This window comes from Pseudomonas sp. FP818 (assembly GCF_030687335.1).
GTDB classification, from domain to species: Bacteria; Pseudomonadota; Gammaproteobacteria; order Pseudomonadales; family Pseudomonadaceae; genus Aquipseudomonas; species Aquipseudomonas shahriarae.
In genome coordinates, this window is the sequence record NZ_CP117427.1 from 1428462 (window position 1) to 1454184 (window position 25723).

The window sequence follows — 25723 nt, forward strand, 5'->3', positions numbered from 1 at the left end:
GATTGCGGCTGGCGGTTTGATTTAAGCAGGAGGCGGGCCAGGTCGCACGTTTGACCCTGGGCTTTTGCCGATCACCGGCTGAACGGTCATATCTGGCGGATTTCAGCTTCTGTCAGCGGCCGATATTGGCCGGGGGCGAGTTGTTCATCCAGCACCAGCGGGCCCATGCGTTCGCGATGCAGGCGCGTCACCTTGTTGTCGAAGTGCCCGAACATGCGCTTGACCTGGTGATAACGCCCTTCAATGATGCTCAGGCGCGCGCTTTTGGGGCTCAACACTTGCAGGTCGGCCGGTTGGGTGGTCAGGTCTTCGAAGGCGAAGTACAGGCCGGCACTGAACGTTGCGGCGTACTGCGGGCCAATCGCCTGTTCGGTCTCCACGTAGTAGACCTTGGGCAGCTTGGTCCTGGGCTGGGTCAGGCGCCGGGACCACTGGCCATCATTGGTGATCAGCAGCAGGCCGGTGGTGTTGAAGTCCAGGCGGCCGGCGATATGCAGGTCGCCCTTGTCCGGCTCATCCAGCAGGTCGAGGACGGTGGGGTGTTGGGGGTCGACGGTGGCACTGACGCAGCCTGGCGGCTTGTGCAGCATGAAGTAGCGCGCGGGTTTCCCCACCTGCAGGATCTCGCCATCACATTCCACGCGGCTGAACTCGCGCACTTCATGGTGGGGGTCGGCAACCGGCAGCCCATCGACTTGGACCCGTCGCTCCGCCAGCAGTAAGCGCACTTGCTGGCGATTGAAGCGGGGCAGGTTACTGAGGAATCGGTCGATACGCATTAGCGGGGCTCGGCTGCGCGCAGTTGTGCGTCGACCTGGGCACAGCGCGGGCACAGGCAGGCCTTGTTGCGCAGCTCCATCGGCAGGGCTTCGAGCACCTTGGGATCGATGGTGACGCTGTAGCACCAGCAGGCACGGTCAGCGGTGCGCGGGTCGGCCAGGGTGCAATCGTTGCGAGCGCCGCAGGCCGGGCAAAGTGTAGGAGTGTTCATCGGTCGGTTCAGGTGTCATGGCGTCGAGGTTCCGGCGAAACCGGTGTATTTGGCACGATACAGACCTGGGCGGTTTATTGCGCCATAGATGTATCAATCTATGTCCAAGTCGCACCAGATTTGCTTTTTGCGGTCTGATCTCCTGTCATTCAGTGAAAGCTGTCTGTCGCCCCCCAGCGTCGCTGGTGTGTGCTCTTCCGCGGTCCAGGAGGCCGCCATGTATCGTCGATTGCTCATCACAGCTGTGCTCGGTTTGACCCTTTCTGCTTGCGTGCCCTATTACGATGGAGGCTCCAGCTACTATCGATCCGAAGTCTATACCGCACCCGCGCCGGTCTATTACTACGGCGGCGGTCCGTCATACCAGTACCGGCGCGGCTATTACGCACCGCCACCACGCTATTACCCGGCGCCGCGTTATTACCAGCCGGCGCCCCGTTACTATCAGGCCGGGCCAAGGGCGGGCTACCGTCCCCATCCCAGTCAGGGATGGGGGGATCATCGCGGCTACAACCGCCATGGTCGCGGCGATGGACGTGGCGGTGATCATGGCCGGGGACGTGGCGGGCATCGGTAGTCAGACTTTTCTTTGAAACGGCGCGAAATGCGCCGTTTTTTTGTGGGCGACCATCTGTCTGGGCTGTCATATTTAACAGCTATCTTAAGTGCTCTTCTAGGACTTTACTGGGTGGCAAGACCTCAGTAGCTCAACGGAATGACACATGATCAGCCGGGCACTTATTCTTTTTTTACTCGGTTTTTTTTCCTTCGCTCACGCCAGCGCAGAATTCAGCTGCCCCTATCCCTCGTCGATCAAGCGCAAGGCGGGCCATTTCCAAAGTGACAATGGCCACTGGAGGAGCCCGGTAGGCGGGGCCGACAGTTTTTTGGAAAGATTTGTCGGGGCGGTTTTTATTCCGGCCAATGACCAGGAGCGCAAACAAGGCTACTTGGAGTATTGCACCTACAAGGCGGCCAACAACCAGTGGGTCAACCTCAGGTTCCAGGCGCCCGAGCCCCTGTCCGGCATGTCGCTGACCGACTCCACCCATTGGATGCCGGCCCGCGGGCCGTTTGACCAGGAAATTTTTGTGTGCACGGACAGCCAGCCCGACAACTGTTCGTTCACCCTCGATCGCCCAAAATACTAGCCCGTCGCTTGACTTGCGTCTGTCATAAATCAGACAGGTCTGCCAGGGGATGGCGGCCTTCCCAGGCCTTGTGAAAGTGCGCCTCGACCACCGCCTCGGGAATGCGCTTGATATCTGGCCAGTGCCAGTGTGGCTGCTGATCCTTGTCGATCAGGCGAGCGCGTACCCCTTCGCTGAACTCCGGATGCCGACAACAGTTGAGGCTCAAGGTGTATTCCATCTGGAACACCTGCGACAGAGAAAGGTGCCGCGCCCGGCGGATCTGCTCCCAGACCAGGTGTGCGGTCAGCGGGCAGCCCTCGCTCAAGGTCTTGCCGGCCCGGCTGAACAGCGGGTCGGCATGCTCGCGCAGTTGGCTCAAGGCGCGCCAGGCGCAGTGCACATCACCCACATCCAACCATGCGTCGATCTGCTGGCGGCGCGGCAGCCACTGTGGTTCGGGCTGCTGGCTGGCGGCCTCCTGGGCCAGGGCCTTGAACAGGCTGTTGAGCTGCATCGCCGTCTGTTCCTGCCAGTTCAGCTGTAACAGGCCCTCAAGCATTTCGTCCTGTTGCTCATCCAGCAGGAAGCGGTCGGCCAGGCCCAGGTCCAGGGCGTCGCGCCCGTTCATATGGGCGCCGGTGAGGCCCAGGAACAGGCCGAGCTTGCCGGGCAGGCGCGAGAGGAACCAACTGGCGCCGACGTCCGGGTACAGGCCGATGCTGATTTCCGGCATGGCCAGCCGGCTGCTCGGGGTGACGATGCGGATGGCGGCGCTTTGCAGCAAGCCCATGCCACCGCCCAGAACATAGCCATGGCCCCAGCAAATCAGCGGCTTGGGGTAGGTGTGCAGGTGGTAGTCCAGACGATATTCGGCAGCAAAAAACTGCGCGGCCAGGGCGGGGACTTCGCCCGGGTGCTCGCGGCAGGCCTGGGCCAGGCTGCGCACTTCACCGCCGGCGCAAAACGCCTTGGCGCCGTTGCCGCGCAGCAGCACGCAGACGATTTGCGGGTCTTTGGCCCAACTGTCCAGGCGCTCGCTCAGGGCCAGGATCATCGGCAGGGAGAGGGCATTGAGGGACTTTTCTGCGTCCAGGCTGGCGATGCCGATACGGGCGCCGTCTGTGCCAGTGAGCTCTTCGAAGTGCAGATTCATCATGACCTCAATCGGTAAATTGAACGTTGAGTATGATCCCTTCGTGGGAAAGTGCCGGTTGCGCGTCAGATCAATTGACAAGTGGGGTGGGCTTTCCTAGGGTTCGCCCATTCTTTTTACATGATGCTTTTCTGATGACTGTCGACGACCGTATCAAACTTGAACCGAGCTGGAAACACGCCCTGCGTGAGGAATTCGAGCAGCCGTACATGAGCCAATTGCGCGAGTTCCTGCGCCAGGAGCATGCGGCGGGCAAGGAAATCTACCCGCCGGGCCCGTTGATCTTCAACGCGCTCAACTCCACGCCGCTGGACAAGGTCAAGGTGGTGATCCTCGGCCAGGACCCGTATCACGGCCCGGGCCAGGCCCACGGCCTGTGCTTCTCGGTGCAACCGGGCGTGCCGGCGCCGCCGTCCCTGGTCAATATCTACAAAGAGCTCAAGCGCGACCTCAATATCGACATCCCCAGCCACGGCTGCCTGCAAAGCTGGGCCGACCAGGGTGTGTTGATGCTCAATACCACCATGACCGTGGAGCGCGCCAATGCCAACGCCCATGCGGGCAAGGGCTGGCAGTTCTTCACCGACCGGGTGATCGAGATTGTCAGCGAGCATCAGCCGCACCTGGTGTTCCTGCTGTGGGGCGCCCATGCCCAGGGCAAGCAAAAGCTGATCGACGCGACCAAGCATCTGGTGCTGACCTCGGTGCATCCGTCGCCGTTGTCGGCGTATCGCGGGTTTTTGGGCTGCGGGCATTTCAGCCGGACGAATAAGTTTCTTGAGCAGAATGGCGAGACGCCGATCGAGTGGCGGTTGCCGCCGCTCTGAAGGTCAACACAAGGTAGAAGCTGCCTGCGATGACTGACAGTCTGCCGATATCTCTGTTGGCAGACACACCGCAATCGCAGGCAAGCCAACGCCTATATTTAAATGGTGTCCGGCTGGCGGTTCCAATGGCGGAATAACGGCTCCGCCAGGAACAGCACAAACAACAGCCGCATCACCTGCATCGCCGTTACCAACGGCACCGACAATTGCAGGGTCTCAGCCGTCAAACTCATCTCGGCAATCCCACCGGGCATCATCCCCAGCGTCAGCGAGCGCAGATCCAACTGCGTCAATGCACTCAAACCCACCGCCGCAAAGGTCGCGATCAGCATGCTCAGCAGTGTGCCAACCACCGTGCGGCCCATGAACGACGGTGCCCGTCGGAAGAACTGCCGGTTGAAGTGGCAACCCAGGCCACTGCCGATCAACCATTGGCCGATCTGGCTGCCACCCTCTGGCAGGCCGATGTGCAAATCCCAGGTGATACTGGCGACGGCACTGACCAGTAACGGCCCGAACAACCAGGGGTTGGGTTGGCGCAAGCGTTGCCAGCCCCAGGCCACCAGCGCGCCAATGGGAAACAGCAGGGCCAGCCAGGCCCAATCCACAGGCGCCGGGTGAAACTGTGGTGCGCCGCCGCCCAGTAAATACTTGAAGATTGCCGGCACACACAGCACCACCAGCAACACCCGTAGACTCTGGCCAGCTGCCACGCGACTGAGCACCGCGCCATTGCGTGCGCCCAGGTTGACCATCTCCCCGGAACCGCCCGGCATGCTTGAGAAAAACGCAGTGGCGCGATCTTCACCGCTGCGGCGCATCAACCACACGCCGACAATGCTCGACAGGCTGGTGACCAGCGCGCCGAAGAAGATCAGGCCAAAGTGGCTCATCACCTGTTCGATCACCACCGGGGTGAAGTGCAGGCCGATACCAATGCCCACCACCCACTGCCCGCATTTGCGCCCGCCGGGAATCTCGCCCAACTGCCAGGGCGTCAGGCAGCGCACCAGGATGATCGCCAGCAACGAGCCGACCATATACGGCAAAGGCCAGCCGACCAGGCTGGCCAGGTAACCGCCGGCCAGGCCGACCAGCGGTGTTCCCCACCATTGTCTAAGGGTGACCTCAGACATCGGCTACGGCACGACGCTGCAACGCGCGCTTGCGCCAGATACGCAGCAATGGCACGAGCAGCATGATGGCGGTCAGTACCCAGACGCCCAAAGTGATCGGGCTCGACCACAGAATTTCCAGGGTGCCATTGGAAATCGACAATGCACGCCGCAGGTTCTGCTCCATCAGGCCGCCGAGGATAAAGCCCAGCAGCAGTGGCGACAGTGGGAAGTCCAGCTTGCGCAGGATGTAGCCGAAGATGCCGATGGCGATCATCAGGAACAGATCGAAGGTGGTGGCGTGTACGGCATAGACGCCAATCGCGGTGATGATTGCGATCACCGGCACCAGTGCCCAGTTCGGCACGGCAAGGATGCGGGTGAAGATGCGGATCATCGGGATGTTGAGGACCACCAGCATGATGTTGGCGACAAACAACGAAGCGATCAGGCCCCAGACAATGTCCGGTTGCTGTTGGAACAGCAGCGGGCCTGGCGTGATGTTGTACAGCGACAGGGCGCCGATCATCACCGCCGTGGTGCCCGAGCCCGGAACGCCGAGGGTCAGCATTGGCACCATGGCACCGCAGACTGAAGCGCCGATGGCGGTTTCCGGGGCGGCCAGGCCGCGCATGTCGCCTTGGCCGAACTTGCCGCTGGCGCCCGCGATACGTTTTTCGGTCATGTAGGCCACGGCCGAGGCCATGGTCGCGCCAGCACCTGGCAATACGCCGATGATGAAGCCCGATACACCGCAGCGCAGGTTCACGGTCAACACCGACAAGGCTTCCTTGACGTTGAACATCATGCGCCCGGTGGCCTTCACCGCTTCCTGGCCACGGTGGGTTTTTTCCAGGAGCAGGAGGATCTCACTGATGGAGAACAGACCCAGGACCAGGACCACGAACTGGATACCATCGGTCAGATGGATGTTGTCACCGGTAAATCGGTAGACACCGCTATTGGCATCAATGCCGACGCAGGCAAGGAACAGGCCGATCAACGCCGAGACAAAGGTCTTCAGTGGCTTGTCACCGGCCATGCCGCCCAGGCAGACAATCGCAAACACCATCAGTACGAAGTATTCCGCAGGTCCGAAGGCAATCGCCCATTTGGCCAGCAGCGGGGCGAACAGCACCATGCCGCAGGTGGCGATAAACGCACCGATGAACGAGCTCCAGGCTGAGAGCGACAGCGCCACCCCAGCCATGCCTTTGCGGGCCATTGGGTAGCCGTCGAGGGTGGTCATCACGGTGGAGGCTTCGCCCGGGATGTTCAGCAGGATCGAGCTGATCCGGCCGCCGTATTCGCAGCCCAGGTACACGGCTGCCAACAGGATCAGTGCCGATTCGGGCGGCAGGCCCAAGGCAAATGCGATGGGGATCAACAACGCCACGCCGTTGATCGGGCCCAGGCCCGGCAACAGGCCGACGACGGTGCCGATCAGGGTGCCACACAGCGCGGTCACCAGGTTATAGGGGCTCAGCGCGACGCCGAAACCCTGGCCCAAATAGCCAAAAGTATCCATATCAGTTCTCCAGAACGTCGAGCAGACCGAGGGGCAGCGGTACGTCCATGGCTTTATCGAACAGCAGATAAAGACCGACGCTCATCAAGGTGATGATCACCACGCCGGGCAACCAGCGCCCTCCATACAGCCGTGCCATCGGAATACCAATCAGCATGCTGCTGAGAATGAAACCCAGAGATTCGAAAGTGCCGGCAAACACCAGCAGCAAGCTCACGCAGATCCCGATCTTAATCAGGGTCGGGCGGTCCAGCGGCGGTTCATCGTCAGTGTGTTGGGTCGGTTGCGGACGAATCAGCATGTAGGTCAGAGCCAGGCCCATCAGCCCGAGCAACAGCAGTGGGAAGGCCCGAGGCCCTACTGGCTCGTAGGAAAAGGCCGCCTGATAGGGCCAGGCCATAAGCGCCAGGCCGATACACACCAGTAACAGCACTGCGGCGAAAATGCGTTGTAAGAGCATGTAGAACTCCTGGGCCACGCCCCCGATTCAAAGGGGCGTGGCCGCGCGACAGGGGGGCGATTACTGGATCAGGCCGAACTCTTTGGCCAGCACTTTGTAGTCAGCCACCTGTTTCTTCACGTAGGTGTCCAGTTCCGGTCCGGTCAGGGCGAACGGGAACAGCTCGCGCTGGTCACGCAGCTTGGAGAACTCTTCGGAGGCCAGCAGCTTGTCGAACGCAGCCTTCCACCAGGCGTAGTCTTCATCGCTGACTTTTGGCCCGAGGTAGAAGCCCCGTACCACTGGCCAGACGATGTCGTAGCCTTGCTCTTTGGCAGTCGGAATATTCTTCATTTCCGGCTCGTCCAGGCGCTCTTCGGAGAACACCGCCAGCAGGCGCATATCGCCGCTGAGGATGTGTGGCATGGAGTCGGAGATATCGGTACTGCCTACCTGGATGTGACCACCGAGCAGGGCAGTGGCGATTTCACCGCCGCCTTCGAGGGCCACGTAACGCAGGTCACGCGGGTTGATCCCGGCAGCCTTGGCGATCAGTGCGGTCTGCATCCAGTCCTGGCTGCCGACTGTGCCGCCGGAACCAATTACCACTTTGCTCGGATCTTTCTTCAGGGCCTGTACCAGATCATCGAGGCTCTTGTAGGGCGAATCGGCTTTCACCGCAATCGCGCCATAGCTGGTGCCGACGGCGGCCAGCCATTTCACTGCGCTTTCATCAAATCGACCGAATTTGCCCTGGGCCAGGTTCAGCAGCGAACCGCTGGACCAGGCCACCAGCGTGCCGGCATCGGCGGGGCGCTGGGCGACGACGGCGTTGTAGGCCACCGCGCCCACGCCGCCGGGCATGTAGGTCACGCGCATCGGCTTGCTCAGTAGCTTTTCGTTGACCAGTGCGCTTTGCACCAGCTTGCAGGTCAGGTCAAAACCACCGCCGGGGGAGGCCGGTGCGATGCATTCCGGGCGCTTGGGTTCTTCGGCTGCCAGCAGTTGGCCGGCAAACAGCATGCAGCCGGCGGCCAGGGCAAATTTACGCAGGGATGAGGACATGGGGAACTCCGTCATTGTTGTTATTGGGGATATGACTTGCAGGGTTACCACAGCGCGACGCTGTAACTGACCAGCACGCGCACTTCGTCTGCGTCCCGTGCCGAATAGTTGGAGCGGTAAGTGGCGTTACGCAGGCGTACGGCCACATCCTTGAGGGTGCCGCTTTGCACCACGTATTTGATCTCGGTGTTGCGTTCCCACTCTTTGCCGGTGTCGCCGTTCTTGAGTTGGATATTGTCACCGGACAGGTAGCGGCTCATGAAGCTCAGGCCGGGAATCCCCAACTTGGCGAAGTCGTAGTCGTAGCGAGCCTGCCAGGAGCGTTCTTTGGCGCCGGCAAAGTCGTTGATCTGCACAAAGTTGACCAGGTACGGGTCGCTGCCATCCACATACGGGAACGCGCTATCGCCGGACATGTGCTGGTAGCCGGCGCTCAGTTTATGGCCGTTGAGGGCGTAGCTGAAAAGGCCGTTGAGGGATTTGTTATCAATGCTGCCGCCCCGCGCGCTGCCGGTGTCATCACTGATGGCCAGGCGCAGGTCGGTACCGAAAGTGCCGGGACCCATCGGAGTGGAGGCGACCACACCGAGGAAGTGCTGGCGGTACACGTCGTCCAGTTGGGCGAAGTGATAGCTGCCGGTGACCTTCTCGGCAAACTTGTAGTCCACGCCACCAAAGTTGAAGTGCTTGCCGGTGGCTCCGCCGACGAAGCGGCCGTTCTTGTTGTTGAGGGCGATGTCCTCGTAGTTGCTGTCGTCGCGGTCCTTGGCCTTGTCCAGGCGGCCGCCGGTGAACGTCAGGTGCTTGAACTCCTTGGAGGTCAGCAGGCCGCCGTTGAACGTCTGCGGCAGGATGCGTCCGTCGTTGGCCTTGAGGATTGGCAACTCAGGAATCAGCGAGCCGATTTTCAGCTCGGTAGCCGAGATTTTCACTTTGCCGGTCAGCCCCAGTTTCGAGTACTCGTCAGCGGCGCGGCCATCATCGTGGGTAGGCAGCAGGCCGCTGCCGGCGCGGTCCGGGCTGGAGTCGAGCTTGACCCCGAGCATGCCCAGCGCATCCACGCCAAAACCGACGGTACCGTCGGTGTAGCCCGATTGCAGGTTGAGCATGAAGCCCTGGGCCCATTCGTCGCGTTTGGATTGCTGGGCGCTGGTACCGTCGCGAAAGTCGCGGTTGAAGTACATGTTGCGGGTTTCCAGGGTCGCGCTACTGTCTTCGAAGAAGGCAGCCTGGCTAAGCGGCGAAAAGCCGGCAAGGGCAGCGGCACTGGCGAGGGCGGTCTGGGTCAGGCGGGAAAAACGAACAGGCGGGCAAGCCTGGGGCTGTGTCGACAGCATCGTAGAGCACTCCGTTTATTGTTCTTATAGGGCGAAAACGCTTCGAGGCGTTTTTCGGGCGCTATGGGTGAAATAGCTCGGAAGGTGTAACCGTCCGTTTCTGGATGCTAATGGGCGAACCTTTCACTAACCTTTCAACGGTCTTTCAATGTTTTCGGGCTTCACAGCACAGGCGGCGGCTGTAAACTGCGCCGCGAGTCGGTAAACAGAGGGCGGCATCGTCTGCCCCTTAACGAGGTACAAATCCATGCGTGTCCTGCTCGTCGAAGACCATTTGCAGCTCGCCGAAAGTGTCGCCCAGGCGCTCAAGAGCACGGGCTTGACGGTGGATGTGCTGCACGATGGCGTGGCTGCGGACCTGGCCTTGAGCAGCGAGGAATACGCGGCAGTGATTCTCGACGTGGGCCTGCCGCGCATGGATGGTTTCGAGGTGTTGGCACGCCTGCGGGCCCGTGGGAAAAATCTTCCGGTGCTGATGCTCACCGCCCGCAGTGATGTAAAGGATCGGGTGCATGGCCTTAACCTGGGCGCCGATGACTACCTGGCCAAGCCCTTTGAGCTGACCGAGCTGGAGGCCAGGGTCAAGGCGCTGTTGCGCCGCAGCGTGCTGGGTGGCGAGCGGCAGCAGACCTGTGGCGTGCTGGTGTATGACGTGGAAACCCGGCGCTTCACCCTCGGCGGTGACCTGCTGACCCTGACCTCTCGCGAGCAGGCGGTGCTCGAGGCGCTGATCGCCCGTCCCGGCCGGGTCATGAGCAAGGAGCAATTGGCGTCCCAGGTGTTTGGCCTGGATGAGGAGGCCAGCCCCGACGCCATCGAAATCTATGTGCACCGCTTGCGCAAGAAACTCGATGGCCAGCCGGTCGCCATCGTCACCTTCCGTGGCCTTGGCTACCTGCTGGAAGCTCGCGATGCGTAAGCACAGCAGCCTGCGTTGGCGCCTGCTGTGGAACCTGGCGCTGCTGTTGGTGGTGCTGATGCTGGCCAGCGGCCTGAGCGCCTACTGGAACGGTCGCGAGGCCGCAGACACTGCCTACGACCGCACCCTGCTGGCCTCGGCGCGGACCATCGCCGCCGGGCTGTCCCAGCGTGACGGCACCCTGAGTGCCGATGTGCCCTACGTGGCGCTGGACACTTTCGCCTATGACAGTGCCGGGCGGATTTACTACCAGGTCAATGATATTCACCAGAAGCTGATTTCCGGTTACGAACACCTGCCAGGCCCGCCGCCCGGGACGCCACGCACCGACGATTACCCGGCCCTGGCGCGGTTCTATAACGCCAAGTACCAGGGGCAGAATGTGCGGGTGGTGAGCCTGCTCAAGGCGGTGTCGGAGCCGAACATGAATGGCATGGCAGAAATCCGCGTCGCAGAAACCGACGAAGCCCGGGTCAGCATGGCCCGCAGCCTGATGGCCGATACCCTGCTGCGCCTGGGCATGCTGGGCGTCGGGGCCCTGCTGCTGGTGTGGTTTACCGTGAGTGCGGCGCTGCGCCCGCTGGAGCGTTTGCGCACGGCGGTAGAGGAGCGCCAGCCGGATGATCTGCGGCCGTTGCCGCTGGTTGAAGTGCAGCACGAACTCGGGCCGCTGGTGCGGGCGTTGAACCACTTCACCGAACGCCTGCGCGGGCAGTTCGAGCGCCAGGCGCAGTTTATTGCCGACGCATCCCACGAATTACGCACCCCGCTGGCCGCGCTCAAAGCCCGCCTGGAGCTGGGGCTGCGCGCCGAGGAGCCGGCGATCTGGCGCAGCACCCTGGAAACGGCGGCGCAAGGCACGGATCGCTTGACCCACCTGGCCAACCAGTTGCTGTCCCTGGCACGCATCGAAAACGGGGCGCGGGCGATTGCCGAAGGCGGTGCGCAATTGCTCGACCTCAGCCAATTGGCCCGTGAGTTGGGTATGGCCATGGCGCCCCTGGCACATGCCCGTGGGGTGGCGCTGGCGTTGGAGGCGGATGAGCCGGTGTGGCTGCGGGGCGAGCCGACCTTGTTGAACGAGCTGCTGAGCAACCTGGTGGATAACGCCCTGGCCCACACGCCGTCAGGTGGCAATGTGATCTTGCGGGTGACGGCGCCGGCAGTGCTGGAAGTGGAGGACGATGGCCCTGGGATTCCGCAGGACGAACGGGACCGGGTGTTCGAGCGATTCTATCGACGTAACCAGCAGGGCGCGGGTTCGGGCCTGGGGTTGGCGATTGTCGGGGAGATCTGCCGCGCACACCTGGCCCAGATCAGCCTGCATGATGGCGAGCTGAAAGGGCTTAAGGTGCGGGTGAGTTTTATCGCTGGGTAGGGCCGTGCTTGCCACACCGACCGGTCAATAGAACATCGAGCGCGCTTCGTCCAGCTCGGTGCGCACCGCTTCGTTGAGCGGGTCGATGCGCAGCTTCCTGAATGCCGGCAAGCTCGACAGCGCAGCGTTGGCCAGCGGGTGATCGGTATTCTTGTGGCAGTACAGCACCGCCACTTGCACCAGGTCGACGTAGTCCAGGCTGGCCGAATCGCGCTCGAGGTCCTGGTAGTGTGCGGGCACATTTACCAGCATTTCCGGGAAGTCCCAGCCCCTCAGCAGCTTGTCCCCCAGCAGCGGGTGGATGCTGTCAATCACATGGTTGAGGCTGACCGGGTCGGAGAGCAGTTCATAGTGATCTTCGGCGTAGGTTAGGATCGGCAGCACACCGATCTGGTGCACCAGCCCGCCAAGTGCTGCCTGGTCCGGCTTGAGTTGGCTGTGGTTGCGGCACAGGGCGTAGCAGACGCCTGCGACTTCCAGGCTGCGGCGCCATACGTCACGCATCTTCTGTTCGACGACTTCTGAGCGGGCATGGAAGATTTGCTCCATCACCAGACCAATCGACAGGTTGCTGCTGTAGTTGGTGCCCAGGCGCGTGATGGCGGTGTGCAGGTCGGTGACCTCCTGGGTGGCGCGCAACAGTGGGCTGTTGACGACCTTGATCAGCCGCGCCGTCAGGGCGGTATCGCGGCTGATGACTTTGCTCAAATGACTGATGCTGACTTCGGGGTCTTCGGCGGCCTGACGAATTTTCAGGGCCACTTCCGGTAACGTGGGCAGAACCAGGTCATCGTTATCGATGGCCATCACCAACGCCTGTTGGACTTTTTCCGCCAGTTTATTCATTCATGCTCTCTAGGGTGCTGCAAAAGGGTACGGCGATTAGCGCTGGATCTCGCGATCACGGTCCAGTTGGTAAGGCAGGTCAAGTAACTTGAGGCCTGGGCCTTCCAGCGTGCCTAAATGCACGTTGCCACTGTCGGCTGCTTCGGCTTGCAGCACTGCCAGAAGTTCAATCCCTTCGTCGGCCCGGGCAGCGATGACTACCTCACCGATGGCGCTGTTATGGCTGGGGGCAAACAGTGGCGTGCCGGGCTCGGGCAGCGCATGGCTGTCGAGGCTCAGGCGATACAGGCGGCGCTTGAGTTTGCCCAGGTATTGCATGCGGGCGACGATTTCCTGGCCGGTGTAGCAGCCTTTCTTGAAGCTTACGCCGCCGACCGCTTGCAGGTTGAGCATCTGCGGGATGAACAGCTCGCGGGTCTGGGCCATGACCTGGCCGATGCCGGCACGAACCTGCCCCAGCAGCCAGGCATTGAGATCGCCTTCGGCAAGTGTGGCGGCCAGTTGGCTGCGCAGGGACTCGGCTTGCGCGGCGGGCGCCCAGAGTTCGGCCCGGCCCGGGGAGACGCGAATGGCCAGCAGTTCTTCATGGCGCGCCACACTGTCGGTCTCGGCCGGCAAATCCAGGCCCAGGCTGGCGAGAGCCTGATCGGCATTCACCAGACCGAAGCGGGCCCAGGTAGCACTTTCGTCCGTCAGCTTGGACTTGGAAAACACAGCGTATTTCTTCAGGTCTGCCAGTTGCGGTTCCAGCAGTTCGCTGGCCATGGCCAGCAGTACACCGTCACCTTGCAGCACGATCCGGAAGCTCGACTGCATGCGCCCCTTTTGGGTGCAGCGCGCGCCGAGGCTGGCGTGGGTGTCGTCGAGGTAATTGAGGTTGCAGGTCAGTTGCCCCTGGAGGAACTTGGCCGCGTCAGCGCCGCGAACGGCCAGGACACCTTCGTGGGACAGGGAGCAGAAGAAAGCAGAGTCAGCCATGGGTCATCGCAGTTGGAAAGTCATGGGTGCATCATAGAGGGGCGCCCGGCAAATGGGTAGTTTCATAAGCCCGACCAAAGCCGACTGTTCCGAGGGGCGTGGGCCTGTATACTTGCGCCCTATTTGAGGAGCGCTCCATGGTCGAAGATGTAGAAATCAATCGCCTGTACTGGCACAGCCGTCGCGGCATGCTGGAGTTGGATGTGTTGTTGGTACCGTTCACCAAAGAGGTGTACGCGACCCTCGATAAGGTAGACCGCGACCTCTACGTCAGGTTGCTGACCTGCGAAGACCAGGACATGTTCGGCTGGTTCATGGAACGTGCCGAATCAGAAGATCCGGAGCTGCAGCGCATGGTCCGGATGATCCTGGATCGTGTCCAGCCCAAGTAATAGCTTCGAATGCCGCTGGCAGGCCTGCGGGCTGTTGCTGGCGGCGTATCTCCTCGCACAGGTGCTTGCACTGGGTGCGCTGTGTCTGCTGGCTATACCTTTTTCGATCGCGGCACTGGGTGTGCTCGCGTGCCTGGGCCACGCCCTGTGGACGCTGCCACGCCATATTCGCTTGACCCACCGTTCGTCGGTTCGTGGCCTGCGGCGCAATGCTGACGGCTGGCAACTGTGGAGCGTAGCGCGGGGTTGGCATGCGGTGCAGTTGCGTCCCGACAGCCTGGCGTTGCCGCTGATCGTGGTGCTGCGCTACCGACTGCCGGGAGACTGGCGAGTACGCTCGGTGTGCGTACCGCGCGGTTCGCAGGCCGCCGATGTGCATCGGCGCCTGCGCGTGCGCTTGAAGTTCAGTCGCCGTAGGTGGTTGGCACCAGGATAGTGTCGAGGGCCTCTGGCAGCATCTCGGGATAATCCAGCGTGTAGTGCAGCCCCCGGCTTTCCTTGCGCGCCATGGCCGAGCGGATCATCAGTTCGGCGACCTGGGCCAGGTTGCGCAACTCGATCAGGTCGCGGCTGACCTTGTAGTTGCTGTAGAACTCGTCGATTTCATCCAGCAACAACCGCACCCTATGCTGCGCCCGCGCCAAGCGCTTGTTGGTGCGCACGATACCCACGTAGTCCCACATAAAGCGCCGCAGCTCGTCCCAGTTGTGGGCGATGATCACGTCTTCGTCCGAGTCGGTGACCTGGCTCGCATCCCAGCGGGGCAGGGCGGCCGGCACCGGGATGCGTGGCAGTTGTTCGAGGATATCGGCGGCGGCGGAACGGGCGTAGACGAAGCATTCGAGCAACGAGTTGCTGGCCATGCGGTTGGCGCCGTGCAGGCCGGTGAAACTGGTCTCGCCAATCGCGTACAGGCCGGGGGACATCGGTGCGGCCTTGCTGGTCGACCATCACGCCGCCGCAGGTGTAGTGCGCCGCCGGCACCACCGGGATCGGCCCTTGGGTGATATCAATATTGAAGGCCAGGCAGCGCTCGTAGACCGTCGGGAAATGGGTCTTGATGAAGTCGGCGGGCTTGTGGCTGATGTCCAGGTAGACGCAGTCGATGCCCAGGCGCTTCATCTCGTGGTCGATGGCGCGAGCCACGATGTCCCGTGGCGCCAGTTCGGCCCGTGGGTCAAAGCGCTGCATGAAACGTTCGCCATTGGGCAGTTTGAGGTGCGCACCTTCCCCCCTGAGGGCTTCGGTGATGAGGAAGCTCTTGGCCTGGGGGTGATATAGGCAGGTGGGGTGGAACTGGTTGAATTCCAGGTTCGCCACCCGGCAGCCCGAGCGCCAGGCCATGGCGATGCCGTCCCCGCAGGCGCCATCGGGGTTGCTGGTGTAGAGGTAGACTTTGGCGGCGCCCCCCTGAGGCCAGGATGGTGAAGCGCGCGCCGTAGGTATCCACTTCGCCGCTGGCGCGGTTGAGCACGTAGGCGCCGAGGCAGCGTTCACCCGCCAGGCCCAGGCGTTTCTCGGTGATCAGGTCGACGGCGACTCGTTGCTCGAGCAGTTCGATATTCGGCCGCTGCCGGGCCTGGGCGAGCAGGGTCTTGAAGATTGCGGCGCCAGTGGCGTCGGCGGCATGGATGATGCGCCGGTGGCTGTGGCCGCCTTCACGGGTCAGGTGAAACTCGAAACCGCCGTCGTCACTGCCGGCATGTTCATCGCGGGTAAAGGGTACGCCCTGGTCGATCAGCCACTGAATGGCTTCGCGACTGTGCTCGACGGTGAAGCGCACCGCGTCTTCATTGCACAGGCCGCCGCCGGCGTTGAGGGTGTCTTCAACGTGGGATTGCACCGTGTCGGTGTCATCCAGCACGGCGGCAACCCCGCCCTGGGCCCAGAATGTCGAACCGTTAGCCAGGTCGCCCTTGCTCAGGACGGCTATGCGCAGATGGCTCGGTAGAGTCAGAGCAAGGCTCAGGCCTGCGGCGCCGCTACCAATCACCAGGACATCGTGTTGAAACTGTTGGCTCATTTATGGGATTCCGCAAAAAGCGATCCGTAGGGGTGGCGCAAACAGGACGCCTGGATCGGCGAATCAAAGGGTCACACGGCCCACTAGTATATAGAGGGGGGGATCGGCACAATAGCCGGGCATTCGTGGCATTGTGAGACTACGGTGAACGAACTGCACGGTTTGATGAGGCGGTCCGGCGTCGAGGTGGGAACTTTTGTATCCACTCCGACTCCATAACAGGATGCCCGAAAGCTGGGAAAACGTTGGTTTTACTGATTGGCCTGGAGCATGGGAGCGTCAGAAAACCGGCGACAAGATTATTCACGCAGCCGGCTATGCCCGCGCTGCGTTTTTCGTGTGTGCCAAAACAGAGCCCACCGGAAACTTGCTTGAAGGGGGAGAACTTTTGCGAAAAGTCCTAGTCTATGTTTGCAAGCCTGATCGTTTAGTTATGCAAGCCTCCTTCAAGTACAACGAGGAGTGTTCATGCTAACCCAGGAAGAGGATCAGCAGCTGGTCGAGCGCGTTCAGCGCGGTGACAAGCGTGCATTTGATCTGCTAGTGCTGAAATACCAGCACAAAATTCTCGGGTTGATCGTGCGGTTTGTGCACGACACCCATGAAGCGCAGGACGTTGCACAGGAAGCCTTTATCAAGGCCTACCGTGCACTCGGTAATTTTCGCGGTGACAGTGCGTTCTACACGTGGCTGTACCGCATCGCCATCAACACGGCGAAGAACTATCTGGTGTCTCGCGGACGCCGCCCACCCGATAGTGATGTGAGTTCGGAAGATGCAGAATTTTACGATGGTGATCACGGCCTCAAGGATCTCGAGTCGCCGGAGCGTGCATTGCTGCGCGACGAGATCGAAGGCACTGTCCATCGCACTATTCAGCAACTGCCAGAAGATTTGCGTACGGCATTAACTTTACGTGAATTCGATGGTCTGAGTTACGAGGACATTGCGAGCGTCATGCAATGTCCGGTGGGGACCGTACGCTCCCGGATTTTCCGGGCTCGGGAAGCCATTGATAAAGCCTTGCAACCGTTGTTGCAGGAAAACTAAAGACAGCGGCGACAGCCAAGAGAGGAACCGCCATGAGTCGTGATGCCCTGCAGGAATCGCTGTCCGCAGTGATGGATAACGAAGCGGATGAACTGGAACTTCGTCGAGTGCTCAATGCATTTGATGATGCCGAAACCCGTGATACCTGGTCTCGTTACCAAGTCGCTCGGGCGGTGATGCACAAAGATCTGTTAATCCCTCGTCTGGATATTGCTGCGGCCGTTTCTGCTGCGCTGGCTGATGAAGCCGTTCCGGCAAAAGCTGCTCGTGGTCCTTGGCGTAGCCTGGGTCGCCTGGCAGTCGCTGCCTCCGTGACGGTGGCCGTACTGGCTGGTGTGCGCCTGTACAACCAGGACGAGATCGCCGGTGCCGAACTGGCCCAGCAAACCCAGCAGCCGGTCATGGCCGGTCCGCAGGTCAAGGGTCCAGCTGTTCTGGCTGGCTACAAGGAAAGCTCCGACGCAACGGGTCCGATGGCCAATGGCGTGCTTCAAGGGCAATCCGGCTGGCAGGATCAGCGTCTGCCAGGCTATCTGCGCCAGCACGCTCAGGAATCGGCTGTAAAAGGCACTGAAAGCGCGCTGCCATACGCTCGCGCTGCAAGCCTGGAAAACCGCTAAACCGTTAAGGAGCCTTATGCGTGCCATACCGCTCCTTGCGCTTTTGCTCAGTGGCTGGTTTGCAGTTCCCGCCCATGCCGATGAAGCCCAAGACTGGCTGAAGCGTCTTGGGCGGGCAGAGCAGCAGCAAAGCTACCAAGGTACATTTATCTACGAGCGTAACGGTAGTTTCTCTACCCATGACATCTGGCATCTAGTCCAGAATGGTCAGGTCCGCGAACGGATATTGCAGCTCGATGGATCAGCTCAGGAAGTCGTACGTGTCGATGGGCACACTCAATGTGTCAGCGGCAGCCTGGTAGCGGGTCTTGGTAACTCCCCGGGCGGTTCCGCCCATGTGCTTGATCCGCAAAAACTCAATTCTTTCTACACGCTTGCCACCATCGGCGCATCCCGTGTGGCTGGTCGTAAAGCGGTGATCGTCTCGTTGACCCCGCGCGACCAGCACCGCTATGGCTTTGAGATGCATCTGGATCGTGAAACCGCGCTGCCGCTCAAATCATTGTTGATCAATGACAAGGGGCAGTTGCTGGAGCGTTTCCAGTTCACTCAATTGAGCACCAAAGCCCCGGATGAGAGCGCTTTGCAACCCGGCAGGGACTGCAAGCCATTGTCGGTCGCCAGCAGCAAGGCCGAGGACGTGGTCGCCCCCCAGGCTTGGCATCCGAGCTGGCTGCCGCCTGGCTTCCAGTTGGCCCGTAGTGCGTCGCGTAAGGACTCCCGGACCCAGGTGGTGGTAAACAGCTTGATGTACGAGGATGGGTTGGCGCGTTTTTCGGTGTTCCTGGAGCCCGTCAGTGGCGAGGCTGCGACGGAGAGCCGGGTGCAACTGGGGCCAACGGTTGCCGTATCGCGCCGCATGAATACCCCTCAAGGCGAGATCATGGTGACGGTGGTCGGGGAGATCCCCCTCGGCACCGCCGAACGGATCGCGCTGTCGGTGCGCAGTGGCACGGCGCCCGAAAAACCGTGAGCTGTTAATCCTATGCTCATCCAGATTGTTCACAGTAATGCGGGAAGTGCCTGCCCTGCTGCACAGAACATGAAATGTCTGGAGAGTATTTTCACTTGCAAAATTTCCTTATGTTTTTTATAGGTCAGAACTTCTCGGTTCTGGCCTTGTGTTGTTCACGCAATGTTGACGTCGGTAGTAGTAGTCTCCGGCGTTTAAAGAACCTTGTCGCCCAACCCTGCTCGTCGTAACGGGAGCTGTATTGTCGATACCACGTTTGAAGTCTTACCTTTCCATAGTCGCCACGGTGCTGGTGCTGGGTCAGGCCGTTACCGCGCAAGCGGCGGAACTGCCTGACTTCACCCAGCTGGTAGAGCAAGCCTCGCCTGCCGTGGTGAACATCAGTACCACGCAGAAGCTGCCGGAGCGTAAAGTCTCGAACCAGCAGATGCCTGACCTTGAAGGCCTGCCGCCGATGCTGCGGGAGTTCTTCGAGCGCGGTATGCCTCAGCCGCGTTCACCCCGTGGCGGCGGTGGCGGTCAGCGTGAAGCCCAGTCCCTGGGGTCGGGTTTTATCATTTCGCCTGATGGCTACATCCTCACCAATAACCATGTGATCGCCGACGCCGACGAAATCCTCGTGCGCCTGGCAGATCGCAGTGAACTCAAGGCCAAGCTGGTCGGCACCGATCCACGCTCCGACGTGGCCTTGCTGAAGATCGAAGGCAAGGACCTGCCCGTGCTGAAACTGGGTAAGTCCCAGGATCTGAAAGCCGGGCAATGGGTGGTGGCCATCGGTTCGCCGTTTGGCTTTGACCACACCGTGACCCAGGGCATCGTCAGTGCCATTGGTCGTAGCCTGCCGAACGAGAACTACGTGCCGTTCATCCAGACCGACGTGCCGATCAACCCGGGTAACTCCGGTGGCCCGCTGTTCAACCTGGCGGGCGAAGTGGTGGGGATCAACTCGCAGATCTACACCCGTTCCGGCGGTTTCATGGGCGTCTCCTTCGCCATCCCGATTGATGTGGCCATGGATGTTTCCAACCAGCTCAAAGCCGGTGGCAAGGTCAGCCGTGGCTGGTTGGGCGTAGTGATCCAGGAAGTGAACAAAGACCTGGCCGAGTCCTTTGGCCTGGACAAGCCTGCTGGCGCCCTGGTCGCGCAGATTCAGGACGACGGCCCGGCGGCCAAAGGCGGCTTGCAGGTTGGCGATGTGATCCTGACCATGAACGGCCAGCCGATTGTCATGTCGGCCGACCTGCCGCACCTGGTCGGCGCACTCAAGGCGGGCAGCAAGGCCAAGCTGGAAGTGATCCGCGAAGGCAAGCGCCAGAACGTCGAGCTGACCGTGGGCGCGATCCCTGAAGAAGGTCAGGAGCTTGGCGCGCTGGGCGGTAAATCAGGTGCCGAGCGCAGCAGCAATCGCCTGGGCATCGCCGTGGTCGAGTTGACTGACGAGCAGAAGAAGAGCTTCGACCTCAAGAGTGGTGTGGTGATCAAGGAGGTCCAGGACGGCCCGGCCGCCCTGATCGGCCTGCAACCGGGTGATGTGATCACCCACTTGAACAACCAGGCGATCAACTCCACCAAGGAATTCACCGACATCGCCAAGGCGCTGCCGAAGAATCGCTCGGTGTCGATGCGCGTCCTGCGTCAAGGGCGTGCCAGCTTCATCACCTTCAAGCTGGCCGAGTAAGCCGCTAGCCGTAGGTCAATAAAAAGCCCCGCTCTCGATAGTCGAGAGCGGGGCTTTTTTGTGGGCGCTGGATTTAGCTCATCATGCCTTTGACGATGCGTTCCTGTTCGATCAACTCACGCTGGCGCGCATCAATGCGTGACGACAGCGGGAAGTTGCTGCCGGCCCGGCGCTTGGCAAAGTCCAGTTGCTGGATGGCCTGCTGGAAGTCGCCGACCAGCGCGAAGTACTCGGCGCGGGCTTGATGCAGGCCAATGATATTGCCGGACAGGCCGCGGGTCTCGGCCACCTGGTACCACACGTCCGGATCGTCGGAGCGCGACTTGAGCAGGCCTTCCAGGGCTTTTTCCGCGTCGGCGGTGCGGTTCTGCTTGAGCAGCAGGTCCACGCGCACCTGGTTCAGCGGGTAGTTGCTGGGGTACTGGGCCAGCATGCGGTCGGTACGTTGCTGCGCATCGGGCATGCGATTGTTGGTGATATCCAGCTCAATCTGCGCCAGGTTGTAGGTGATGTCGTTGGGTGCCTTGGCCAGCAAAGGCTTGAGGGTCTCGCGCGCCTCGTTGAGCTGGGTGCCCTTGATCTGGGCTATGGCCAATCCATAACGTGCTACATCGCTTTTCGGGTTCTCATCCAGTTGCGCACGGAAGCGCTTGGCGGCCAGCCCGGGCGTGTCTTCGTAATACAGCTGAACTCGGGCGCGAATCAGTTGATAGCGCAGGCTGTCTTCGGTGCCGCCGGTCTTGGCCTGTTCGGCGCGGTTGCGCGTATCGGCGATCCGCGATTCGGTGACCGGGTGCGTCAGCAGGAATTCCGGAGGTTTGGCATCGAAGCGGTACTGGCGCATCAAGCGTTCGAACATGGTCGGCATCGAGCGCGGGTCGTAACCGGCCTTGACCATGTTGAGGATGCCGATGCGGTCGGCCTCTTGTTCATTCTGCCGCGAGAAGCGCCGCTGCTCCTGAATCGCTGCAGCCTGGCTGCCGGCAATCGCGGCAATCCCGGCGTCACCGGCACCGGCGGCGGCCGCGATAATCCCGCCGAGCAGCGCGGCCATCATCGGGATCTGCATCCGTTGTTGGGCTTCCACGCCTCGGGCGAAGTGGCGCTGGGACAAGTGCGCCAATTCGTGGGCCATCACCGAGGCGTATTCGCCTTCGGTCTGGGCATTGAGAAACAGGCCGCCGTTGACCCCGACAATCCCACCCGGCGCGGCAAACGCGTTGAGTTGCGGGCTGTTGATCAGGATGAACTCCAGGCGCCGGTCATTGACCTGGCTGGTCTCTACCAGCTTGTAGACGCTGGTCTCGACGTAATCCTTGAGCTGCGGGTCATTGAGGACCGAGACCTGGCCGCGCAGGAACGCCAGCCATGCCCGGCCCAGTTGGTGTTCCTGTTGTGGCGAGACAATGGCAGAACTGGCGTCGCCAAGTGACGGCAGGTCGTCGGCGAAGCCTGGAGAGGCAAGCAGGCAAGCCAGCGTCAGCAGGGTAGGGCGCAAAAAAGTCATGCACAAAGCCTTTCGACAAAGACCTTACTGTAGCCGGACACTGAGCCTGGGACCAGATATTCTAAGCATCCCCTGATGCCATCCGGAGCAAAACCATGACCGCTGCTGTAAACCACGACGCTGAGCTCGATGCCAGTGGCCTCAATTGCCCGTTGCCACTGCTCAAGGCCAAGATGGAGCTCAATCGGCTGGCCAGTGGTGCGGTGCTCAAGGTGATTGCCACGGATGCCGGGTCGCAGCGGGACTTCCGCACGTTTGCCAAGCTGGCGGGGCATGTGCTGGTGCACGAAGAGGCCGACAATGGCGTCTATCGCTACTGGTTGCGCAAGGCCTGAGCCTGCGGGGAGGGGGGGCGGATTCGGCGCCCACACTGGCCGGGCTGTCTTGCCTGGCACCGATCCAATGTGGGAGCTGGCTTGCCTGCGATAGCTATCTAACTGCCACTCGCCCCATCAAGCCTTGTGCAGTGCCTGTGCCGCGGCCAATACCGCCTCCACATGCCCCGGCACTTTCACGCCGCGCCATTCCTGGCGCAGCACGCCTTCCTTGTCGATCAGGAAGGTGCTGCGATCAACGCCCAGGTATTCCTTGCCGTATAGCTTCTTCAGCTTGATCACATCAAACAGCTGGCAAACCGCCTCATCCTTGTCGCTGATCAGCTCGAAGGGGAAGGCTTGCTTGGCCTTGAAGTTTTCATGGGACTTCAGGCTGTCCCGGGACACCCCGAACACCTCGGTGTTGGCAGCCTGGAAGGCAGCATGCTGGTCGCGGAACCCCTGGCCTTCAGTGGTGCAGCCCGGGGTGCTGTCCTTCGGGTAGAAATACAGGACCACTTGCTTGCCCTTGAGCCCGGCGAGGCTGAACGTCTGCCCGCTGGTCGCCTGGGCCTCGAAATCGGCGACTGGTGTGTCGATGACTACCGCCATGAAAAACTTCCTTACATTGGATTCTGTGGGCGCCACGGTTCGATCAGTGCATCCAGGTTCAGCGCATCGGCGAAATCCAGGAACTGGTCGCGCAGCCAACTGATCTGCACGCCTGCCGGCAGGGTCACGGTAAAGGTGGCGTTGAGCATGGTGCCGCCGGTCTGGGGGGCCTGATAGGTGTCGAAGGTCAGGTTTTCCAGTTCGACGTTATGGTCGATAAAGAACTGGCACAGCTCATTGACGATGTCCGAACGGTAGGCCGAACTGACGTAGGCCACATACGGCAGCGCCTGGGGACGGTTCTCCAAGGCTGCACTGCGTACTACATTGACGGTGAAGTCGTGCTTCTTGGCCAGGGTCGGCAAGCCGGCTTCCAGGCGCGCCAGGGCGTCCCAGCTCCCGGAAATCTGCAGGACCAGCGCGCTGCACTCGCCATGGCGAGTCAGGCGTGAAGTCACAACGGCGCAGCGATTTTCATGGCTGGCGCGGCACAGGACGTTAGTCAGCTCCATGGGGTTGGCGCCAAGGGCACTGATAACAAGGAATTGTTCGCGGACTGTGGGGGTGGACATGCAGCATTCCTAAAGCGATGAGCGGTCGATACGAACGTGCGGTACCGATCAAAGGATCAAGGGTAGCGAAAAGCGCCGCCAAGGGCTAGGACGTGGCGTTTTCATTGCATATTCAGCGGCATCTGGCCGTGCTTTGGCCCAATGATGGCGTTGCTGGCAACTAAGTTGATCCAGAACGCGTCCTCAGAGGGTACTTCGCTTGTGCAAGCATCTTGGCGCCAGTACCATTACGGCTCTCTTTTTCCGGCAGGAGCGGTTGCATGATTGCGGGCAGTATGGTGGCACTGGTCACACCCATGGATGCACAAGGTAATCTCGACTGGGACAGCCTGGGCAAACTGGTGGACTTTCACCTGCAAGAAGGCACCAACGCCATTGTGGCCGTCGGCACCACAGGTGAATCGGCCACGCTTGATGTGGAAGAACACATCAAGGTGATCGAGTTTGTGGTCAAGCGCGTGGCAGGGCGTATTACGGTGATAGCCGGTACGGGCGCCAACTCGACGCGCGAAGCGATCGAACTGACCAAGAACGCCAAGAAAGCCGGTGCGGATGCCTGCCTGCTGGTGACGCCGTACTACAACAAGCCGACCCAGGAAGGCTTGTACCAGCACTTCAAGACCATCGCCGAAGCCGTCGACATTCCGCAGATCCTGTACAACGTGCCAGGTCGCACAGCGTGCGACATGCAGGCCGCGACCGTGATCCGCCTGTCCACCGTGCCGAACATCATCGGTATCAAGGAAGCCACCGGCGACCTGCAACGCGCCAAGGACATCCTGGCCGGTGTGAGCAGCGACTTCCTGCTGTACTCCGGTGACGACGCCACGGCTGTTGAACTGATGCTGCTGGGTGGCAAGGGCAACATCTCGGTGACCGCCAATGTGGCCCCGCGTGCCATGAGCGAACTGTGTGCCGCTGCAATCGCCGGTGATGCCGTCAAGGCCCGGGCGATTCATGAGCAACTGATGCCGCTCAACAAAACCCTGTTTATCGAATCCAATCCAATCCCCGTGAAATGGGCGCTGCATGAGATGGGCCTGATGCCGGACGGTATCCGTCTGCCGCTCACCCCCCTCAGCCCCGCCTGTCACGAACCGCTGCGACAGGCCCTGCGCCAGTCCGGCGTCCTGGTTTAATTGAGGAAGCACTACGCATGAAGCGATTGGCCGGACTTTCCGCACTTGCCTTGATTATCTCCAGCACCAGTGGCTGCGGTTGGATCTGGGGCCCGGAAGGCTACTTCCGTGACCGCGGCAGCGATTACCTGGAAGCACAACAAACCGCACCGATGCAATTGCCGCCGGACGTCAATGTCGCCAAGCGCCTTGACCCGCTGTTGCCGATCCCGCGCAACGTGGCCGACGACACCGTCAAGGGCGAGTACGAAGTGCCGCGTCCACAGCCGATTTCGGCCATGGCCGATGCCAGCGACTACAGCCTGCAGAAAAGCGGCGACTCGCGCTGGATCATGGCTCAGCGCCCACCTGCCGAAGTCTGGCCGGTGGCGGTGCAGTTCTTCCAGGACAATGGCTTCCGTATCGACGAACAACGCCCGCAAACCGGTGAGTTCACCACCGCGTGGCAGCAGTCGAACGAACTGTCGGCCAATATGGCCAAGCGCCTGCAGGCCGGTGGTGTTGCCGCTGATGGCGAAAGCCGGATCCGCGTGCGCATCGAGCCAGGCGTGCAGCGCAATACCAGTGAAGTCTACGTGGTCAGCGCCGCGCGTCCTGCCGGCAGCACCGCCAACGTCGAGTTCACCAACCGTTCGGTCAACAGCGGTGTTGATGCTGCGCTGGTCGACGAGATGCTTGCCAGCATGAGCCGCATCTCCGAGAAGGGTGGTTCCGTATCCCTGCTCGCTGCCCGTGATTACGACACACCTAGCCGTGTCAGCCTCACCGAAGATGGCAGCGGCAACGTCGTGCTCAACCTGGGTGAAGACCTGGATCGTGCCTGGGCCAGCGTCGGCCGTGCCCTGGAGCAAGGCCCATGGCGCGTCGAAGACATCAACCGCAGCCTGGGCCTGTACTACATCAACGTGGCTGAAAAGGCCGAGAAGAAAGACGAAGAGCGTGGTTTCTTCAGCAAGTTGTTCGGCAGCGAGCCGACCAAGGAAGAGATCGAGACCCGCGCCGAGCGTTATCAAGTGCGCTTGAGCAAGGTTGGCGACAACGTGCAAGTCACCGTCGAGAAGAACATCAACACCGTGGCGCCAGCAGAAACGGCGCGCAAAGTGTTGGGCGTGATTCAGGACAACCTGGGCTGAT

Annotated in this window: 28 protein-coding genes and 1 pseudogene; 14 read left to right on the plus strand and 15 right to left on the minus strand. The window is 61.2% G+C overall.

All coding sequences use genetic code 11. The features are described 5' to 3' along the window. Positions 1-86: 86 nt before the first annotated feature. Both PSH80_RS06385 and PSH80_RS06390 read right to left on the minus strand, forming a co-directional pair. Positions 87-779 (minus strand): 16S rRNA pseudouridine(516) synthase, encoded by a 693-nt coding sequence (locus tag PSH80_RS06385; RefSeq protein WP_057439752.1) that lies wholly within the window; start codon positions 777-779, stop codon positions 87-89. Continuing rightward, positions 779-991, minus strand: a complete 213-nt coding sequence (locus PSH80_RS06390; RefSeq protein WP_057439751.1) for a cysteine-rich CWC family protein — start codon at positions 989-991, stop codon at positions 779-781. Before PSH80_RS06390 ends, PSH80_RS06385 begins: the two co-directional genes overlap by 1 nt. Before the next feature lie 217 nt (positions 992-1208). On the opposite strand from PSH80_RS06390, the gene PSH80_RS06395 reads away from it, so the two are divergent. Together PSH80_RS06395 and PSH80_RS06400 are read left to right on the plus strand one after the other, a co-directional pair. After that, positions 1209-1568 (plus strand): hypothetical protein, encoded by a 360-nt coding sequence (locus tag PSH80_RS06395; RefSeq protein ID WP_081044197.1) that lies wholly within the window; start codon positions 1209-1211, stop codon positions 1566-1568. 145 nt (positions 1569-1713) lie between these two features. Then, positions 1714-2142 carry a DUF3757 domain-containing protein gene (locus PSH80_RS06400; RefSeq protein ID WP_169990278.1) on the plus strand — a complete coding sequence of 143 codons (429 nt, stop codon included), beginning with the start codon at positions 1714-1716 and terminating at the stop codon, positions 2140-2142. Between the two features lie 22 nt (positions 2143-2164). On the opposite strand, the gene PSH80_RS06405 is transcribed toward PSH80_RS06400, so the two are convergent. After that, the gene (locus PSH80_RS06405) at positions 2165-3277 is read right to left on the minus strand and encodes an enoyl-CoA hydratase/isomerase family protein (RefSeq protein WP_169990279.1); all 1113 of its coding nucleotides are present in this window, start codon (positions 3275-3277) and stop codon (positions 2165-2167) included. Between the two features lie 134 nt (positions 3278-3411). Between PSH80_RS06405 and ung the strand changes: the two genes are divergently transcribed. Next, a complete protein-coding gene (gene ung, locus PSH80_RS06410; protein WP_057958776.1) occupies positions 3412-4104 on the plus strand; it encodes a uracil-DNA glycosylase in 693 nt (230 codons plus the stop codon). A gap of 98 nt (positions 4105-4202) precedes the next feature. On the opposite strand, the gene PSH80_RS06415 is transcribed toward ung, so the two are convergent. From PSH80_RS06415 to PSH80_RS06435, 5 genes are read right to left on the minus strand one after another with little or no spacing between them, the layout of a single operon-like run. Next, positions 4203-5240, minus strand: coding sequence for an AbrB family transcriptional regulator (locus PSH80_RS06415; protein ID WP_057958777.1), 1038 nt, complete (start codon positions 5238-5240; stop codon positions 4203-4205). Beyond that, complete coding sequence (locus PSH80_RS06420) at positions 5233-6747, minus strand: tripartite tricarboxylate transporter permease (RefSeq protein ID WP_169990281.1); 1515 nt, start codon at positions 6745-6747, stop codon at positions 5233-5235. The genes PSH80_RS06415 and PSH80_RS06420 overlap by 8 nt, the downstream gene beginning before the upstream one ends. Position 6748: 1 nt before the next feature. Then, entirely contained in the window at positions 6749-7207 is a 459-nt protein-coding gene (locus tag PSH80_RS06425) for a tripartite tricarboxylate transporter TctB family protein (protein WP_057958778.1), read from the minus strand. Between the two features lie 60 nt (positions 7208-7267). Then, the gene (locus PSH80_RS06430) at positions 7268-8251 is read right to left on the minus strand and encodes a tripartite tricarboxylate transporter substrate binding protein (RefSeq protein WP_120732104.1); all 984 of its coding nucleotides are present in this window, start codon (positions 8249-8251) and stop codon (positions 7268-7270) included. A gap of 44 nt (positions 8252-8295) precedes the next feature. Continuing rightward, positions 8296-9588 (minus strand): OprD family porin, encoded by a 1293-nt coding sequence (locus PSH80_RS06435; RefSeq protein WP_120732106.1) that lies wholly within the window; start codon positions 9586-9588, stop codon positions 8296-8298. A gap of 247 nt (positions 9589-9835) precedes the next feature. Between PSH80_RS06435 and PSH80_RS06440 the strand changes: the two genes are divergently transcribed. Next, positions 9836-10507 carry a response regulator gene (locus PSH80_RS06440; RefSeq protein ID WP_057958781.1) on the plus strand — a complete coding sequence of 224 codons (672 nt, stop codon included), beginning with the start codon at positions 9836-9838 and terminating at the stop codon, positions 10505-10507. Next, positions 10500-11885, plus strand: a complete 1386-nt coding sequence (locus tag PSH80_RS06445) for a sensor histidine kinase (protein ID WP_057439741.1) — start codon at positions 10500-10502, stop codon at positions 11883-11885. Before PSH80_RS06440 ends, PSH80_RS06445 begins: the two co-directional genes overlap by 8 nt. Positions 11886-11909: 24 nt before the next feature. Here PSH80_RS06445 and PSH80_RS06450 read toward each other — a convergent pair whose 3' ends face one another. Then, entirely contained in the window at positions 11910-12731 is an 822-nt protein-coding gene (locus PSH80_RS06450) for an HDOD domain-containing protein (protein WP_057439740.1), read from the minus strand. A gap of 36 nt (positions 12732-12767) precedes the next feature. Further along, on the minus strand, positions 12768-13709 hold the full coding sequence (locus PSH80_RS06455; protein WP_057958783.1) for a folate-binding protein YgfZ: 942 nt from the start codon (positions 13707-13709) through the stop codon (positions 12768-12770). Between the two features lie 137 nt (positions 13710-13846). Between PSH80_RS06455 and PSH80_RS06460 the strand changes: the two genes are divergently transcribed. Further along, positions 13847-14101, plus strand: a complete 255-nt coding sequence (locus tag PSH80_RS06460) for a succinate dehydrogenase assembly factor 2 (protein WP_017736358.1) — start codon at positions 13847-13849, stop codon at positions 14099-14101. Next, on the plus strand, positions 14085-14537 hold the full coding sequence (locus PSH80_RS06465) for a hypothetical protein (protein WP_057958784.1): 453 nt from the start codon (positions 14085-14087) through the stop codon (positions 14535-14537). The genes PSH80_RS06460 and PSH80_RS06465 overlap by 17 nt, the downstream gene beginning before the upstream one ends. On the opposite strand, the gene PSH80_RS27300 is transcribed toward PSH80_RS06465, so the two are convergent. Together PSH80_RS27300 and nadB are read right to left on the minus strand one after the other, a co-directional pair. Then, positions 14506-15027 carry an FAD-binding protein gene (locus tag PSH80_RS27300; protein ID WP_370693732.1) on the minus strand — a complete coding sequence of 174 codons (522 nt, stop codon included), beginning with the start codon at positions 15025-15027 and terminating at the stop codon, positions 14506-14508. The two genes, PSH80_RS06465 and PSH80_RS27300, sit on opposite strands and share 32 nt — an antisense overlap. Next, positions 15007-16124: pseudogene (gene nadB / locus PSH80_RS06470) on the minus strand (L-aspartate oxidase); the annotation flags it as partial. The gene PSH80_RS27300 and the pseudogene nadB, both read right to left, overlap by 21 nt. A 468-nt stretch (positions 16125-16592) precedes the next feature. Here nadB and rpoE point away from each other — a divergent pair. From rpoE to PSH80_RS06490, 4 genes are all read left to right on the plus strand, one after another. After that, on the plus strand, positions 16593-17174 hold the full coding sequence (gene rpoE / locus PSH80_RS06475; protein ID WP_003172477.1) for an RNA polymerase sigma factor RpoE: 582 nt from the start codon (positions 16593-16595) through the stop codon (positions 17172-17174). A gap of 32 nt (positions 17175-17206) precedes the next feature. Next, positions 17207-17794: a sigma-E factor negative regulatory protein gene (locus PSH80_RS06480; protein ID WP_057958786.1), complete on the plus strand. Its 588-nt coding sequence runs from the start codon at positions 17207-17209 to the stop codon at positions 17792-17794. Between the two features lie 16 nt (positions 17795-17810). Beyond that, positions 17811-18767: a MucB/RseB C-terminal domain-containing protein gene (locus tag PSH80_RS06485; RefSeq protein ID WP_305419591.1), complete on the plus strand. Its 957-nt coding sequence runs from the start codon at positions 17811-17813 to the stop codon at positions 18765-18767. 241 nt (positions 18768-19008) lie between these two features. Beyond that, positions 19009-20445 (plus strand): DegQ family serine endoprotease, encoded by a 1437-nt coding sequence (locus tag PSH80_RS06490; protein ID WP_057958788.1) that lies wholly within the window; start codon positions 19009-19011, stop codon positions 20443-20445. Between the two features lie 73 nt (positions 20446-20518). On the opposite strand, the gene PSH80_RS06495 is transcribed toward PSH80_RS06490, so the two are convergent. Then, positions 20519-21952, minus strand: coding sequence for a M48 family metalloprotease (locus PSH80_RS06495; RefSeq protein ID WP_029299078.1), 1434 nt, complete (start codon positions 21950-21952; stop codon positions 20519-20521). Between the two features lie 95 nt (positions 21953-22047). Between PSH80_RS06495 and PSH80_RS06500 the strand changes: the two genes are divergently transcribed. Next, positions 22048-22287, plus strand: a complete 240-nt coding sequence (locus PSH80_RS06500) for a sulfurtransferase TusA family protein (protein ID WP_057958789.1) — start codon at positions 22048-22050, stop codon at positions 22285-22287. A gap of 117 nt (positions 22288-22404) precedes the next feature. On the opposite strand, the gene PSH80_RS06505 is transcribed toward PSH80_RS06500, so the two are convergent. Beyond that, on the minus strand, positions 22405-22878 hold the full coding sequence (locus tag PSH80_RS06505; RefSeq protein ID WP_057958790.1) for a peroxiredoxin: 474 nt from the start codon (positions 22876-22878) through the stop codon (positions 22405-22407). 11 nt (positions 22879-22889) lie between these two features. Then, positions 22890-23450: a glycine cleavage system protein R gene (locus PSH80_RS06510; protein ID WP_029299075.1), complete on the minus strand. Its 561-nt coding sequence runs from the start codon at positions 23448-23450 to the stop codon at positions 22890-22892. A gap of 260 nt (positions 23451-23710) precedes the next feature. On the opposite strand from PSH80_RS06510, the gene dapA reads away from it, so the two are divergent. After that, a complete protein-coding gene (gene dapA, locus PSH80_RS06515; protein WP_057444335.1) occupies positions 23711-24589 on the plus strand; it encodes a 4-hydroxy-tetrahydrodipicolinate synthase in 879 nt (292 codons plus the stop codon). A 17-nt stretch (positions 24590-24606) separates the two neighbouring features. Continuing rightward, complete coding sequence (gene bamC, locus PSH80_RS06520; RefSeq protein ID WP_057441316.1) at positions 24607-25722, plus strand: outer membrane protein assembly factor BamC; 1116 nt, start codon at positions 24607-24609, stop codon at positions 25720-25722. Position 25723: the final 1 nt, after the last annotated feature.